Below are 13,689 nucleotides of genomic sequence, written 5' to 3' on the forward strand. Positions count from 1 at the left end.
CCGATGCCGAACTGGATCGACCGCCTGCGCCGTTGGGCGCTGCCTGCCCTGGCCGTGTTGGCCGTGGCCGGCTGCGCCCGTACCGAACCGGGCACCACCGTGCGTTTCTGGGCGATGGGCCGCGAAGCCGAGGTGGTCAGCGAGCTGATCCACGAATTCGAGGCCGAGAATCCCGGCATCAAGGTGGATGTGCAGAACATCCCGTGGACCGCCGCGCATGAGAAGCTGCTGACCGCGTTCGCCGCCGACGGCCTGCCGGACGTGTGCCAGCTGGGCAACACCTGGGTGCCGGAGTTCGCCGAACTCGACGCGCTGACCCCGCTGCAGCCGTTCGTGCAGCGCTCCACCGTGGTCGACCCGAAGGACTACTTCCAGGGCATCTGGGATACCAACGTGATCCACGGCGAACTGGTCGGCGTGCCGTGGTATGTCGATACGCGCCTGATCTACTACCGCAAGGATCTGCTGGCCAAGGCCGGCTACGACCACCCGCCGCGCACGTGGCAGGAATGGGAGGAGCAGATGGCGGCGATCAAGCGCATGCAGGGCCCGAACCGCTACGCGGTACTGATGCCGATCAACGAATTCGAGCAGCAGCTGTCGCTGGCCTTGCAGCAGCCCGACCCGCTGCTGCGCGACGATGACACCCGCGGCAATTTCGCCAGCCCGGGGTTCCGCCGCACGCTGGCCTTCTACGCCAACATGTTCGAGCAGGGCTGGGCGCCGAAGATGTCCGAGACGCAGATTTCCAACGTCTGGGACGAATTCTTCCGCGGCTTCAACGTGTTCTACATCTCCGGCCCCTGGAACATCCGCGAGTTCAAGAAACTGCAGCCGAAGGAACTGGAAGGGCAGTGGGGCACCGCCGCGCTGCCGGGGCCGGATGGTCCGGGCGCGGGCATCGCCGGTGGCACCAGCCTGGTGATCTTCCGCAAGTCGCAGCAGAAGGAGGCTTCCTGGAAGCTGATCGAATTCCTGTCGCGCCCGGAAATCCAGGCGCGCTTCCATTCGATCATCGGCGACCTGCCACCGCGCCGCAGTGCATGGAATGCACCGTCACTGGCCAACGATCCGCTGGCAGCTGCGTTCCGCGATCAGCTGGAGCGGGTCAGGCCGACGCCGAAGGTGCTCGAATGGGAGCGCATCGTGCAGGAAATGCGCATCGTCACCGAGAAGGTGGTGCGTGGTGGCCTGGCGCAGGACAAGGCCGTGGAAGAGCTGGACCAGCGCGTGGACAAGGTGCTGGCCAAGCGCCGCTGGATGCATGAACAACAACGCCTGCAGGAGCGCGCGCCGTCGCCGCAATCGAGCAGCGCCGTGGCCGCCGGGAGCGCGCAATGAAACGTACTTCGCTGGCCGGCTGGATCTTCGCCGGCCCCTCGCTGATCGTGCTGGGCGTGTTCTTCGGGTTGCCGGTCGCCTCGGCGCTCGCGCTGAGCGTGACCGACTTCGACCTCTATGCGCTGGCCGACAGCAGCAACCTGCGCTTCGTTGGCCTGGGCAACTACATCGACCTGCTGCAGACGCCGATGTTCTGGAAGTCGCTGTGGAACACCACCTACTTCGTGCTGATCGGCGTGCCGTTGTCGATCGGCGTGTCGCTGGGCGCGGCGATGCTGCTCAATGCGCCGGCCGCGCGCTTCAAGGCGCTGTTCCGCACGGCCCTGTTCGCACCGGTGGTGACCACGCTGGTGGCGGTGGCGGTGATCTGGCGCTACCTGTTCCATACCAGCTATGGCCTGGTGAACTACGGCCTGGGCCATCTGGGCATCAGCCCGATCGACTGGCTGGGCGATCCCAACTGGGCGATGCCGACCATCATGCTGTTCGCGGTGTGGAAGAACTTCGGCTACAACATGGTGATCTTCCTGGCCGGCCTGCAGGCGATCCCGCATGACCTGTACGAAGCGGCGCGCATCGACGGCGCCTCACGCTGGAAGCAGTTCCTGCACATCACCCTGCCGATGCTCGGGCCGGTGCTGCTGGTGGTCGGCGTGATCACCGTGTCCGGCTACTTCCAGCTGTTCGCCGAACCGTATGTCATGACCCGCGGCGACCCGCTGCAGAGCACCGTCAGCGTGCTGTATTTCATGTTCGAGGAAGGCTTCAAGTGGTGGAACCTGGGACGCGCCTCCGCCGTGGCGTTCCTGCTGTTCCTGATCATCCTGGCGGTGACCACCGTGATGCTGCGTTTCGGCCGCAAGAGGCAGTTGGTATGAGTCGTGAAATCGGCCAGTCGCGCTGGTACCCGTGGATGATCAATGGTGCGTTGCTGGTGCTGGCCCTGGTCAGCCTGGCACCGCTGCTGTGGATGGTCTCGGTCTCGTTCATGCCGCAGGGCGAGGCCAGTCATTTCCCGCCGCCGCTGCTGCCGTCGAGCATCACCACGCACAACTACCATGAGCTGTTCGCGCGTACCGGCATGGGCGGCAACTTCGCCAACAGCCTGCTGGTGTCGCTGGGCATCACGATCGGTTCGTTGCTGCTCAACACCATGGCCGGATATGCGTTCGCCAAGCTGAATTTCGTCGGCCGCGAGCGCCTGTTCCAGGTACTGATGGCGGCGCTGGTGATTCCGGCGCAGGTGGCGATGCTGCCGCTGTTCCTGCTGATGAAGCAGCTGGGGCTGGTCAACAGCTTCGGCGGCGTGATCGTGCCGGCGCTGGCCAGCGTGTTCGGCATCTTCCTGGTGCGCCAGTATGCGCGTTCGATCCCTGACGAACTGCTTGAAGCGGCGCGCATCGACGGGGCAGGGGAGCTGCGCATCTTCTTCCAGATCGTGCTGCCGATGCTCAAGCCGGTGCTGGTGACCCTGGCGATCTTCACCTTCATGGGCGCATGGAACGATTTCATGTGGCCGCTGATCGTGTTGACCGACCAGGAGCACTACACTTTGCCGGTGGCACTGGCCACCCTCTCGCGCGAACACATCATGGACGTGGAAATGATGATGGCCGGCGCGGTGGTCACCGTGGTTCCGGTGCTGGCGCTGTTCCTGGTGCTGCAGCGGTACTACATCCAAGGTCTGTTGCTGGGGAGCGTCAAGGGATGAAGCGAGCGATCGCCGTTGGACTGGGACTGTTGTGGACCTCCTTGGCGATCGCCGCACCACCGGCACTGCCGGCGCCGAAGGTGCTGGACGACTTCGACGATATCGGCGCCTGGAAACTGGTGCTGTCCGACCAGGTCAGTGGTTCGCTGCGGCCGGTCAGTGGCGCCGGCGGCGGCCGTGCGCTGTGCCTGGACTACGATTTCCACAAGGTCTCCGGCTATGTCGGCATCCGCCGCGCGCTGAACATCGACTACCCGGTCAACTACCGTTTCGGTTTCCAGCTGCGCGGTGATTCGCCGGCCAACGACCTGCAGTTCAAGCTGATCGACGCCAGCGGCGACAACGTCTGGTGGGTCAATCGCCCGGGCTACAGCTTCCCCAAGGCGTGGACGCCGGTCGAGTACCGCCGTCGCCAGATCGACAAGGCGTGGGGGCCGTCGCCCGGGAAGGAGATGGCACGCAGCGCCGCGGTCGAGTTCACGATCTACAGCAAGGTCGGCGGCCGCGGCACGGTGTGCTTCGACAAGCTGACCCTGCAGGGCCTGCCGCCGCAGGATGATTCGGCGCTGGTGCCATCGGTGATCGCCGATACCGCCACCGCGCTGCAGGACCGCATTATCGATGGCAAGGGCGATACGTTCTGGATCAGTGGCGGGGTCAAGCAGCAGACGGTCAGCCTGGATCTGCACAAGAGCCGCGAGATCGGTGGTGCGGTGATCGACTGGCTGCCGAGCCTGGAAGCCAACCGCTACACCGTGCGGATCTCCGAGGATGGCCGGGACTGGCGCACCGTGCGCGAGGTGACCGGCGGTGCCGGTGGCCGCGATTGGCTGGCGCTGCCGGACACCGACGCGCGCTACGTACGCTTCGATCTGCTCGATGGCCCGAACTGGCGCTATGGCATCCGTGACATCACGCTCAAGCCGCTGGCCTTCGCCGCCACGCCAAACGCGTTCCTGTCCTCGGTGGCGGCCGACCTGCCGCGCGGCTCGCTGCCGCGCGCGTATGTGGACGAACAGCCGTACTGGACCCTGCTCGGCCTCGATGGCGGCCAGGAACAGGCGTTGATCAGCGAGGACGGTGCGCTGGAGCCGGCCAAGGGCAGCTTCAGCATCGAGCCGTTCGTCCGCCTCGACGGCAAGCTGCTGGACTGGTCGAAGGTCGCCATCACCCAGTCGCTGCAGGATCACTACCTGCCGATCGCCAATGTCGATTGGGTGCACGAGAAGGCCGGCCTGGCGGTGACCGGCTTCGTGCAGGGCACGCCCGAGCGCGCGCAGTTGATCGGCCGCTACCGGCTGAGCAATCCGGACAAGGTGGCGCACGAGTACACCCTGGCGCTGGCGATCCGACCATGGCAGGTCAACCCGCCGACCCAGTTCCTCAATACCGTCGGCGGGTTCAGCCGCATCGATGCGCTGGATGTGGGCGAACAGCTGGTGCGCATCAACGGCGAGCCGCGCATCTATCCGCTGCAGGTGCCGGATGCCCGCTTTGCGAGCACGTTCGATGGCAAGCTCGATGCGATGCACCTGGCGTCCGGAAAGTATCCGGCCAGTACGGCGGTGAAGGACAGCACCGGCATGGCGTCTGGCGCGCTGCTGTATACGATCAAGCTGGAACCCGGCCAGAGCCGTGAAGTGGCGGTGGTGCTGCCGCAGACCGGCGGCTGGGCGCCCCAGGCGCTGGACGTGGCCAAGGCGCAGGCGCAGGTGGCCGAGCAGTGGCGGCAGAAGCTGGGCGCGGTCTCGTTGCAGGTACCTGCTGCGGGCCAGGCACTGGTCGACACCCTGCGCACCGCAGTGGCACACATGCTGATCTCGCGGGTTGGCCCGCGCCTGCAGCCGGGCACGCGCTCCTACGCGCGCAGCTGGATCCGCGATGGCGCGATGATTTCCGAGGGCCTGCTGCGCATGGGGCGCAGCGACGCCGTGCGTGACTACATCAACTGGTATGCGCCTTACCAGTTCGAGAACGGCAAGGTGCCGTGCTGTGTCGATGCACGTGGCAGCGACCCGGTGCCGGAGAACGACAGCCACGGCGAGCTGATCTACAGCATCGCCGAATATGGGCGTTATACCGGTGACAGCACCTTCGCCGAGCTGATGTGGCCGCATGTGCAGGGCGCCTACCGCTACATGGAGCAACTGCGCGCCAGCGAGCGCACGGACGAGAACCGTGCGCGCAATCCGGCATTCTACGGGATGATGCCGGCTTCGATCAGCCACGAAGGCTATTCGGCAAAGCCGATGCACTCATACTGGGACAACTTCTGGGCGTTGCGCGGCTACAAGGACGCGGCAATGCTGGCGGCCCAGCTGGGCAAGGTCGAGGCGATGCAGATCGCCGAATCGCGTGACCAGTTCCGTGATGACCTGCAGGCCTCGCTGCTGTCGGCGATGCAGCAGCACAACATCGACTACCTGCCGGGTTCGGCCGAGCTGGGCGATTTCGACGCGACCTCCACCACCATCGCACTGGCGCCAGGCGGCGAGCAGGGCCGCCTGCCGCAACAGGCACTGGATGCCACCTTCGAGCGTTACTGGAAGGAGTTCGTGGCCCGTCGCGACGGCAAGCGCGAGTGGAAGGACTACACGCCCTACGAGTGGCGCAACGTGGCCGCCTTCGTCCGCATGGGCTGGCGTGATCGCGCCTGGCAGGCGACCGAATTCTTCTTCAAGGACCGTGCGCCGCAGGCCTGGAACCAGTGGGCCGAAGTGGTCTCGCGCACGCCACGCAAGCCGTTCTTCGTCGGTGACCTGCCACATGCCTGGGTAGCCTCGGACTTCGTGCGCTCAGCCCTGGACATGTTCGCCTACAGCCGTGACATGGACGATGCGCTGGTGCTTGCCGCCGGCATTCCGACGGCCTGGTTGCAGGGCGAGGGCATCGCCGTGCAGGGCCTGCGCACGCCGCAGGGCCAGCTCAACTACCGCCTGCAGCGCAGCGACAAGCAGCTGGTGCTGGAGGTGCAGCCGGGCCTGGTGCCACCGGTCGGTGGCGTGGTGCTGCCGTGGCCGTACGCCGGTGATCCGGGTGAGGCGACCATCAACGGTGAAGCGGCCGAATGGATCAACAAGGAACTGCACGTGCACCAGCTGCCGGCGCGGGTCGAGATCGATGTACCGAGCGCGGTGCGCCGCGCCGAGCGCAAGGGGCAGTAACGATGAAGCAACAGGGGGCGAGGGTGCGCGCGATGGCGCGTGCCCTGGGGCTGGCGATCGCGTTGGCATTGCCGCCGCTGGCGCTGGCAGCCGTGCCGCAGGTCGCGTCGCCAGCGGCGGAGATTGCCAGCGGGCCAGGCATGAGCATGGTCACCTTCAACCTGCACCATGACCGCGAGGACTGGCCCAGCCGTCGCCGCACCATCCTGGCCGAACTCAAGCGCCTGCAGCCCGATGCCATTGCGTTGCAGGAGGTGATCCAGCGCCGCAACGTGCGCAACCAGGCGCAATGGCTGGCCAGTCAGCTCGGTTACAGGTACATCTTCGTCTCCACCGATCCGGTCGGGGCCGCCAAGCGTTACGGCAACGCACTGCTGAGCCGGCGCCCGATCCTGGCCCAGGGTGACCACCTGCTGCAGCCACTGGATGACTACCGTACCGTTGCGCACCTGCGCATCGACGTGGACGGTCACCCGGTGAACGTCTATGCCACGCATCTCAATGAGCGTAGTGACGAACGCGGCCAGCGCATCCGCCGCGTCCAGGTCGAGGATCTGCTGCGCTTTGTCGCCACCACCTCGGCCGGTGCGCCGGTGGTGATTGCCGGCGATTTCAACGCACTGGTGGATGCCGGCGACCTGAGCGAGCTGCGCAGCCATTACGGCGACAGCTACGGCAGCGTCCACGTCAACACCGACCTGGCCGGGGTCAGCACGTTGAACCGGCACTACTACCAGGCGCCCTCGCGGATCGACCACATCTTCTTCCAGCAGGACGGGATGGTCGCGCGCGAGGCGAAGCTCCTGTTCGACCAGCCCGACGACAGCGGCCGGTGGGCCTCGGACCACTACGGTGTGTGGACCCGCCTGCAGTTCGCGCCGGCGCGCTGATGCCCTGGCAGGTGCCAACCTTGGTTGGCACGGACGTGTCCGCGTTCGCTCCAACAACGGCACCAACCAAGGTTGGCCTCTACCAGAGCGCTGCACGCGCCCGGCGCACAAACAAAAACGGCGGGGATCCGTGATCCCCGCCGTTTCGTTTTCTACGCGATCAAGGCGCGATCAGTTCGCCGGCGGCGTGCGCTTGGCGGCGTCTTCGTCTTCTTCCTCGGCCTTGGCTTCGGCGGCCTGCGCGGCGGCGTCGGTGTGACCATCGGCGACCGGATCGATCGACGGCGTCACCACCGCCTCGGCGACGGGGGCAGCGGCTTCCACCGGCGCAGCTTCGACCGCTACCGGAGCGACCGGCTGTTCGGCGACCGGCGCCGTCTCGACGACTGGCTTGGCTTCAACCGCGGGAGTGGCATCCACCACCGGGGCAACCTCGACCGCCGCCGGCTGGGTTTCAACCACCGGGGCCGCTTCAACAACCTGCGCCTTCGATTCCACGATCGGAGCAGCCTCGGCCACGACCGGCTTCACTTCGACCACCGGAGTGGCCTCAGCGACCGGGGCTACCTCAGCCACCACCGGCTTCGCTTCGACCGCCGGGGCTGACGCTGCCACCGGCTGGGCCGGGGTCGCAGCGTCAATGGCATCGAGCATGCTGGTCTGCACCGGCGAGGACACCGCTTCGGTCTTCGCAGCAGCTTCGACCGGGGTCTCCCCTTCAGCCATGACCGGGGCGGCGGCTTCTACCACGGCGGTGCTCACCACCGCGACCGGCGCGGCCACAACGGCAGCGGCGGCGCGGACCGGCTTCGCGGCGTCTGCGGTCGGCTCGACTTCATCATCGAAGTCAAATTCCGGCTGCGAACGGGCCGGCTGCGCAGCAGCCACCGGAGCCGATCCAGCGGTGTTGTCGACGTTCGGCTCGGCGCCATCGGCGTCATCGTTGTCGTCACCCTCGTCCTGGTCATCGCCTAGGACGTCGCTGCCGGCGGCATTCTCGGCGCCACCGCGACGACGGCGACGGCCGCCGCGACGGCCGCGACGACGGCGAGTCGCGCCTTCGCCGGCCTGGTCACCATTGGCGTCGGTTGCAGCTTCGTCAGTGCTCACAGCAACCGCCTCGGCTTCGTTGCCCGCGTTGGCTGCGGTATCGACCGCTGCAGCGGCTTCGACCGGCGCGGAGGCGGCCGGTGCCACCGGAGCCGCCGGCGCGGTAGCTTCCTGGGCGGTCACCACGTTGGCGGCGACAGCCGTGGCGGCCACGGCGGCAGCCGCGGTCACGACTTCGGCCGGTGCTTCGGCGGCGTTGCGCTGCGGCTTCTCCGCCGGCTTGTCACCGTCCTGCTGCGGGCGCGGCTGCTTGGGCTGCTTCAGCTTCGGCTGCTGCTGGTTCTGGTTCTGGTTCTGGTTCTGGCCCTGCTGCTCGTTGCGCGGCTTGTTCTGCTGCTGCGGCTGCTGCTGGCCATCCTTCTGCTTGCCCTGCTGCGGCTGCTGCTGGGCATTGCCGTTGCGGCCGTCCTTGCGCTGCTCACCGCGCTCCTTGCGGTTGCCGCCATCTTTCTGCTGCTGCGCATTGCCGTTGCCGCCGGCGTTGCCACGGCTGTCGTCGCGGCGATCCTTGCGGTCCTTGTTGCGATCCTTGTTGCGGTCCTTGCGGCCGCCGTCCTGCTGCGGGCGGGCGACCGGAGCCGCCGGTGCCGGCGCCGGCGCCGGTTCGCCACCGAACACGCGCTTGAGCCAACCGATCACGCCGCCGCTCGAGGCGGGCGCCACCGGCGCTGCCACGACCGGGGCCGGAGCGGCTGCGGCCGGCTCCACTTCCTCGCGCACGGGGGCGGGGGAGGTGTGCTTGACCTGGGTCACCGCCGGCGGCGGGATGTTCAGCTGGCCCTTGGTCAGGGCGTGCACCGGCAGCTTGCGCGGGGTGCCGCGCTGATAGCTGGGCTTGGTGCTCTCTTCGCCCAGCTCGTTCTCGCGCAGGCGGGTCACGGCGTAGTGCGGGGTGTGCAGCTGCTCGTCGGCGACGATCACGATCGGCGCCTCGTGGCGCTGTTCGATCTCGCGCAGGGCGCTGCGCTTCTCGTTCAGCAGGTAATTGGCGATCTCCACCGGAGCCTGCACCAGCACCTGCCCGGTGTTTTCCTTCATCGCATGCTCTTCGGCGACGCGGATGATCGACAGCGACAGCGACTCGACGCTGCGCATGCGGCCGTGGCCGTCGCAGCGCGGGCAGACGATCTGGCTGGATTCACCCAGGCTCGGGCGCAGGCGCTGGCGGCTCATTTCCAGCAGGCCGAAGCGCGAGATGCGGCCGACCTGCACACGCGCACGGTCGTACTTCAGCGCGTTGGCCAGGCGGTTCTCGACCTCGCGCTGGTGCTTGTTGGAGGCCATGTCGATGAAGTCGATGACCACCAGGCCACCCAGGTCGCGCAGGCGCAGCTGGCGGGCCACTTCCTCGGCCGCTTCCAGGTTGGTCTGGAACGCGGTGTCCTCGATGTCGCTGCCCTTGGTGGCGCGCGAAGAGTTCACGTCGACCGCGGTCAGTGCTTCGGTCTGGTCGACCACGATCGAGCCGCCCGACGGCAGTCGCACGTTGCGCTCGTAGGCGCCTTCGATCTGCGACTCGATCTGGAAGCGGTTGAACAGCGGGATATCGTCCTTGTAGTGCTTGAGCTTGCGCAGGGTCTGCGGCATCACCTGCTGCATGAACTCGCGGGCGTGCTCGTACATCTCCTCGGTGTCCACCAGGATCTCGCCGATGTCGGCGCGCAGGTAGTCACGCAGGGCGCGCACGATCAGGCGCGATTCCTGGTAGATCAGGAACGGGGCCGGCTTGCTCAGCGCGGCTTCGGCGATGGCGCGCCAGACGTTGAGCAGGTAGTCCAGATCCCACTGCAGCTCTTCGGCATCGCGGCCGACGCCTGCGGTGCGGATGATCACGCCCATGTCGTCGGGGATGTTCAGCTTGTCCAGGGCGTCCTTGAGGGCGGCCCGGTCTTCGCCTTCGATGCGACGGGAGACACCGCCCGCGCTCGGCGAGTTCGGCATCAGCACCATGTAGCGGCCGGCCAGGGAGATGAACGTGGTCAGGGCGGCGCCCTTGTTGCCGCGCTCTTCCTTGTCCACCTGGACGACGATTTCCTGGCCTTCCTTCAGCAGCTCGCGGATGCCGGCCTTGTTGTGGTCGACACCGGCCTGGAAGTAGTCGCGGGAGATTTCCTTCAGCGGCAGGAAGCCATGGCGGCCACCGCCGTACTCGACGAAGGCGGCTTCCAGCGAGGGCTCGATGCGGAAGATCCGGCCCTTGTAGATGTTCGACTTCTTCTGTTCCTTCGACGGCTGTTCGATGTCGATGTCATACAACGACTGGCCATCCACGATGGCAACACGCAGCTCTTCAGCCTGCGTGGCGTTGATCAGCATTCGCTTCATTGTTGCGTTCCTCGCAAGCGGCTACCGCGCGGAACGCCATGGGGTTTCGCCTCTGGACACGGCTCGCCGCCCATTCGCGCAAGCGCGGGGAGGGCGGCTTGGGTTTCCAGCGCTACGACACCACGGCAGGCCGCGGGAGCGCTTCACTCTTATGGGTTTTGGGTGTTGCAGGGCCGCAGGCAGCTGTCAGCCAGGCTGGAGCGCCACGCGGGACATGTTCAGCACGGTTGCGTGTCAGGCATCCGGCGATGGCCGGGAAGGCCGGTGAGCCGCTAACATGGCCGCCCCGCGGGCGGTGGTCGCGCACTGTGCCGGATTCGTCGGAAGCTGGGCTTCTGGCCCTGAGTAACTTCCAACGAAATCAATCCCTTATCTCGCCCCCCGAGTGTAACAGAATAAACAGCCTGATGACCGCCCAAGACCCGACCAAACCCGCTGGCGACAAGCCTTCCGTGCGCATGATCACCGTTCCCGCCGACCGCGCGGGGCAGCGCCTGGACAACTTCCTGCTCGGCCAGCTGAAGGGCGCCCCGCGCAGCCTGGTCTACAAGCTGGTGCGCAGCGGCCAGGTGAGGGTGAACGGTGGCCGCGCCAAGGCCGAACGCAAGCTGGAGGCCGGTGACGAAGTGCGCGTGCCGCCGGTTCGTCTCACGGAAGAGGGAGACAAGGCCGGTCCGCCGGAGGCGTTCATGCGCCGCCTGGAGCAGGCCATCGTCTTCGAGGATGCCCGCCTGCTGGCCCTGAACAAGCCCACCGGCGTTGCCAGCCACGGCGGCAGCGGCATCAGCTTTGGCGCCATCGAGACCCTGCGCGCCCTGCGCCCGGGCCAGACCCTGGAGCTGGTCCACCGGCTGGATCGCGACACCTCGGGCCTGCTGATCGTGGCCAAGAAGCGCTCGGCGCTGAGCGAATTGCAGGCACTGCTGCGGGAAGACCACGGCGCCGGCATCCGCAAGCGCTACCTGACCCTGCTGGCCGGACGCATGCCCGATGGCGTGATGACGGTCGACGCGCCGCTGCACGTGGGCCTGCGCCAGGGCGGCGAGCGCCATGTGCAGGTCAATGCGATCGGCAAGGAGTCGATCAGCCACTTCCGCGTGCTGGAGCGCCGCGGTGGTCATTCCTACTGCGAGGTCCGCATCGAGACCGGGCGTACCCACCAGATCCGCGTGCATGCCCAGCATCTGGGGCACCCGGTGGCCGGTGACGACAAATACGGCGATCCCGCCGTCAACAAGCGGCTTCGTGAGCAGATCGGGCTGAAGCGCCTGTTCCTGCATGCGGCCTCGCTGGAGTTTGCCCTGGACGACGGCAAGAGCCCGTATGTGCTGAACGCACCGCTGGCCGATGAGCTGGTCGAGGCGCTGGACCGGCTCCGCTGAAGCTTGCCCCGGGCCGTGCCCGGCGCTCCCCTGTAAAAGCGAGCCGCAAGCCCCTCACCACTTGAACAGCACCAGGCTGATCGCCAGCGTGCCCATGCCTGCGACCAGTCCATAAACCGTCTCGTGGCCCTTGGCATAGCGCTTGGCCGCTGGCAGCAGTTCATCCAGTGCCAGGAACACCATCACGCCGGCGATCAGCCCGAACACCCAGCCGAAAGTGGCGTGCGACAGTGATCCGGACAGCAGCACGTAACCGATCGCCGCGCCCACTGGCTCGGCAAGGCCGGACAGCAGGCTGGCGGTGAATGCGTAGAGCTTGTTCTGGGTGGCGAAATACACCGGCACCGCGATCGCGATGCCCTCGGGGATGTTGTGGATGGCAATGGCGAAGGCCAGCGGCATGCCCACCGACGGGCTCTCCAGTGTCGCGAAGAAGGTCGCCAGGCCTTCCGGGAAGTTGTGCGCGGTGATCGCGACCGAGGTCAGCAGGGCGACGCGCTTCAGGTACTCGCGGCTGTTCTCGCGGAATGCGGGATCCTGCTTGTCCAGGCTTTCATGCGGGTTGGGGATGAAATGGTCGATCAGCACGATGACGATCACGCCCAGCAGGAAGGCCAGGGTGCCGTAGGTGAAGCCGGTGCGCTCGCCATAGGCCATGGCGAACGAGGCAATGGACTTGTTGAGGATTTCCGACAGCGACACATAGACCATCGCGCCACCGGCAAAGGCCAGGCCGAAGGCCAGCAGGCGCGGGTTGGGGCGGCGCGAGAACAGCACCAGCAGGCTGCCGATGGCGGTGGCCAGGCCGGCTGCGAGGGTGACCGCCAGTGCGATCCAGACATTTTCGGGGGGAATCTGCAGCATGTACCGACGCGGTCCTGGTCAACAGACAACCGCCCCGGATGAAGCCGGGGCGGGGGAGGGCGAGGCGGGCGTCGGCTGGCCTCGTCGGGGCGCGCGGGATCAGCCGCCGCGGCGCAGGCGCTCTTCGATGGCGAAGCACTGGTCCGGCTTCGGCTGCGGCGGGTTGAAGCTGACCGGCACCTGGATGGTGGCCGGCACCGCAGCGCCGTTGCGGGTAGCCGCCTTGAACTGCCAGCCCTGCACGGCGGTCCTGGCCAGTTCGTCCAGCTGCGGGTTGCCGGCACCGCTCAACAGCGCGATGTCGCTCGGCTTGCCGTCGGTACCGATGGTCACCTTGAAGGTGCTGGTGCCGCCTACGCCCATGCAGGCCAGTTCAAGCGGATACTGCGGCGGCGGCGTCTTCACTGCGGCCACTTCGGTCGGCGGCGGCGGTGGCGGTGCCGGCGGTTCGGACGCGCCACAACCGGCCACGCCGGCCGCAGCGATCAGGGACAGGCTCAGCAAACGTACGTTCATGGCAGTTGCTCCGTCAGGGCCGAAGTCTTCGCCGCGCAGATGAAATCGTTCTCGCTCAGGCCACCCACATCGTGGGTGGAGAAGCGCACGACCGCACGGTCGTAGTGCACGCCCAGGTCCGGATGATGGTCCTCGCGGTGGGCAACCCAGGCCAACGCATTCACGAAGGCCATGGTGGCGTAGTAATCCTTGAAGCGGAACGTGCGCGACAGGGCCTGGCCACCCTCGCTCAGCTCCCAGCCGGGAATCTGCGGCAACAGTTCGGCCAGGCGGGCTTCGCCAAGCTTGTGGTCGCTGCCTTTGCGTGGCACGCAACGGGCCTGGGCCAGTGGAATCAGGTCGGCCATGGGAATCTCCACCTCGTGTTGACTGAACAATGCGCCGGA

Annotated in this window: 10 protein-coding genes; 6 read left to right on the forward strand and 4 right to left on the reverse strand. The window is 66.9% G+C overall.

Annotated elements, in window-relative coordinates; all coding sequences use genetic code 11:
- Positions 1-3: 3 nt before the first annotated feature.
- Genes V3B30_RS02790 through V3B30_RS02810 form a run of 5 tightly spaced genes read left to right on the forward strand, consistent with a single transcriptional unit; the run spans position 4 to position 7,106 of the window.
- Positions 4-1,341: a sugar ABC transporter substrate-binding protein gene (locus V3B30_RS02790; protein WP_100473362.1), complete on the forward strand. Its 1,338-nt coding sequence runs from the start codon at positions 4-6 to the stop codon at positions 1,339-1,341.
- Complete coding sequence (locus V3B30_RS02795; protein WP_005410323.1) at positions 1,338-2,219, forward strand: sugar ABC transporter permease; 882 nt, start codon at positions 1,338-1,340, stop codon at positions 2,217-2,219. The genes V3B30_RS02790 and V3B30_RS02795 overlap by 4 nt, the downstream gene beginning before the upstream one ends.
- The gene (locus tag V3B30_RS02800) at positions 2,216-3,052 is read left to right on the forward strand and encodes a carbohydrate ABC transporter permease (protein WP_006456347.1); all 837 of its coding nucleotides are present in this window, start codon (positions 2,216-2,218) and stop codon (positions 3,050-3,052) included. Before V3B30_RS02795 ends, V3B30_RS02800 begins: the two co-directional genes overlap by 4 nt.
- The gene (locus tag V3B30_RS02805; RefSeq protein WP_262082713.1) at positions 3,049-6,216 is read left to right on the forward strand and encodes a discoidin domain-containing protein; all 3,168 of its coding nucleotides are present in this window, start codon (positions 3,049-3,051) and stop codon (positions 6,214-6,216) included. Before V3B30_RS02800 ends, V3B30_RS02805 begins: the two co-directional genes overlap by 4 nt.
- Positions 6,217-6,218: 2 nt before the next feature.
- Complete coding sequence (locus V3B30_RS02810) at positions 6,219-7,106, forward strand: endonuclease/exonuclease/phosphatase family protein (RefSeq protein WP_262082712.1); 888 nt, start codon at positions 6,219-6,221, stop codon at positions 7,104-7,106.
- 171 nt (positions 7,107-7,277) lie between these two features.
- Here V3B30_RS02810 and V3B30_RS02815 read toward each other — a convergent pair whose 3' ends face one another.
- On the reverse strand, positions 7,278-10,541 hold the full coding sequence (locus V3B30_RS02815; RefSeq protein ID WP_262082711.1) for an Rne/Rng family ribonuclease: 3,264 nt from the start codon (positions 10,539-10,541) through the stop codon (positions 7,278-7,280).
- Positions 10,542-10,948: 407 nt separating this feature from the next.
- Here V3B30_RS02815 and V3B30_RS02820 point away from each other — a divergent pair, with 407 nt between their 5' ends.
- Positions 10,949-11,923 (forward strand): RluA family pseudouridine synthase, encoded by a 975-nt coding sequence (locus V3B30_RS02820; protein ID WP_049401092.1) that lies wholly within the window; start codon positions 10,949-10,951, stop codon positions 11,921-11,923.
- A 54-nt stretch (positions 11,924-11,977) separates the two neighbouring features.
- Here V3B30_RS02820 and zupT read toward each other — a convergent pair whose 3' ends face one another.
- From zupT to V3B30_RS02835, 3 genes are all read right to left on the reverse strand, one after another.
- A complete protein-coding gene (zupT, locus tag V3B30_RS02825) occupies positions 11,978-12,787 on the reverse strand; it encodes a zinc transporter ZupT (RefSeq protein WP_100473358.1) in 810 nt (269 codons plus the stop codon).
- Positions 12,788-12,886: 99 nt separating this feature from the next.
- Entirely contained in the window at positions 12,887-13,303 is a 417-nt protein-coding gene (locus V3B30_RS02830) for an energy transducer TonB (protein ID WP_262082709.1), read from the reverse strand.
- Entirely contained in the window at positions 13,300-13,650 is a 351-nt protein-coding gene (locus V3B30_RS02835; RefSeq protein ID WP_100473356.1) for a 4a-hydroxytetrahydrobiopterin dehydratase, read from the reverse strand. Before V3B30_RS02835 ends, V3B30_RS02830 begins: the two co-directional genes overlap by 4 nt.
- Positions 13,651-13,689 lie beyond the last annotated feature (39 nt).

This window comes from Stenotrophomonas sp. SMYL41 (assembly GCF_036319965.1).
Classification (GTDB): Bacteria; Pseudomonadota; Gammaproteobacteria; order Xanthomonadales; family Xanthomonadaceae; genus Stenotrophomonas; species Stenotrophomonas maltophilia_R.

Coding starts and splice junctions, on each gene's coding strand:
- V3B30_RS02790 (WP_100473362.1), top strand. CDS start 4: ATGCCGAACTGGATCGACCGCCTGCGCCGTTGGGCGCTGCCTGCCCTG.
- V3B30_RS02795 (WP_005410323.1), top strand. CDS start 1,338: ATGAAACGTACTTCGCTGGCCGGCTGGATCTTCGCCGGCCCCTCGCTG.
- V3B30_RS02800 (WP_006456347.1), top strand. CDS start 2,216: ATGAGTCGTGAAATCGGCCAGTCGCGCTGGTACCCGTGGATGATCAAT.
- V3B30_RS02805 (WP_262082713.1), top strand. CDS start 3,049: ATGAAGCGAGCGATCGCCGTTGGACTGGGACTGTTGTGGACCTCCTTG.
- V3B30_RS02810 (WP_262082712.1), top strand. CDS start 6,219: ATGAAGCAACAGGGGGCGAGGGTGCGCGCGATGGCGCGTGCCCTGGGG.
- V3B30_RS02815 (WP_262082711.1), bottom strand. CDS start 10,541: ATGAAGCGAATGCTGATCAACGCCACGCAGGCTGAAGAGCTGCGTGTT.
- V3B30_RS02820 (WP_049401092.1), top strand. CDS start 10,949: ATGACCGCCCAAGACCCGACCAAACCCGCTGGCGACAAGCCTTCCGTG.
- zupT (WP_100473358.1), bottom strand. CDS start 12,787: ATGCTGCAGATTCCCCCCGAAAATGTCTGGATCGCACTGGCGGTCACC.
- V3B30_RS02830 (WP_262082709.1), bottom strand. CDS start 13,303: ATGAACGTACGTTTGCTGAGCCTGTCCCTGATCGCTGCGGCCGGCGTG.
- V3B30_RS02835 (WP_100473356.1), bottom strand. CDS start 13,650: ATGGCCGACCTGATTCCACTGGCCCAGGCCCGTTGCGTGCCACGCAAA.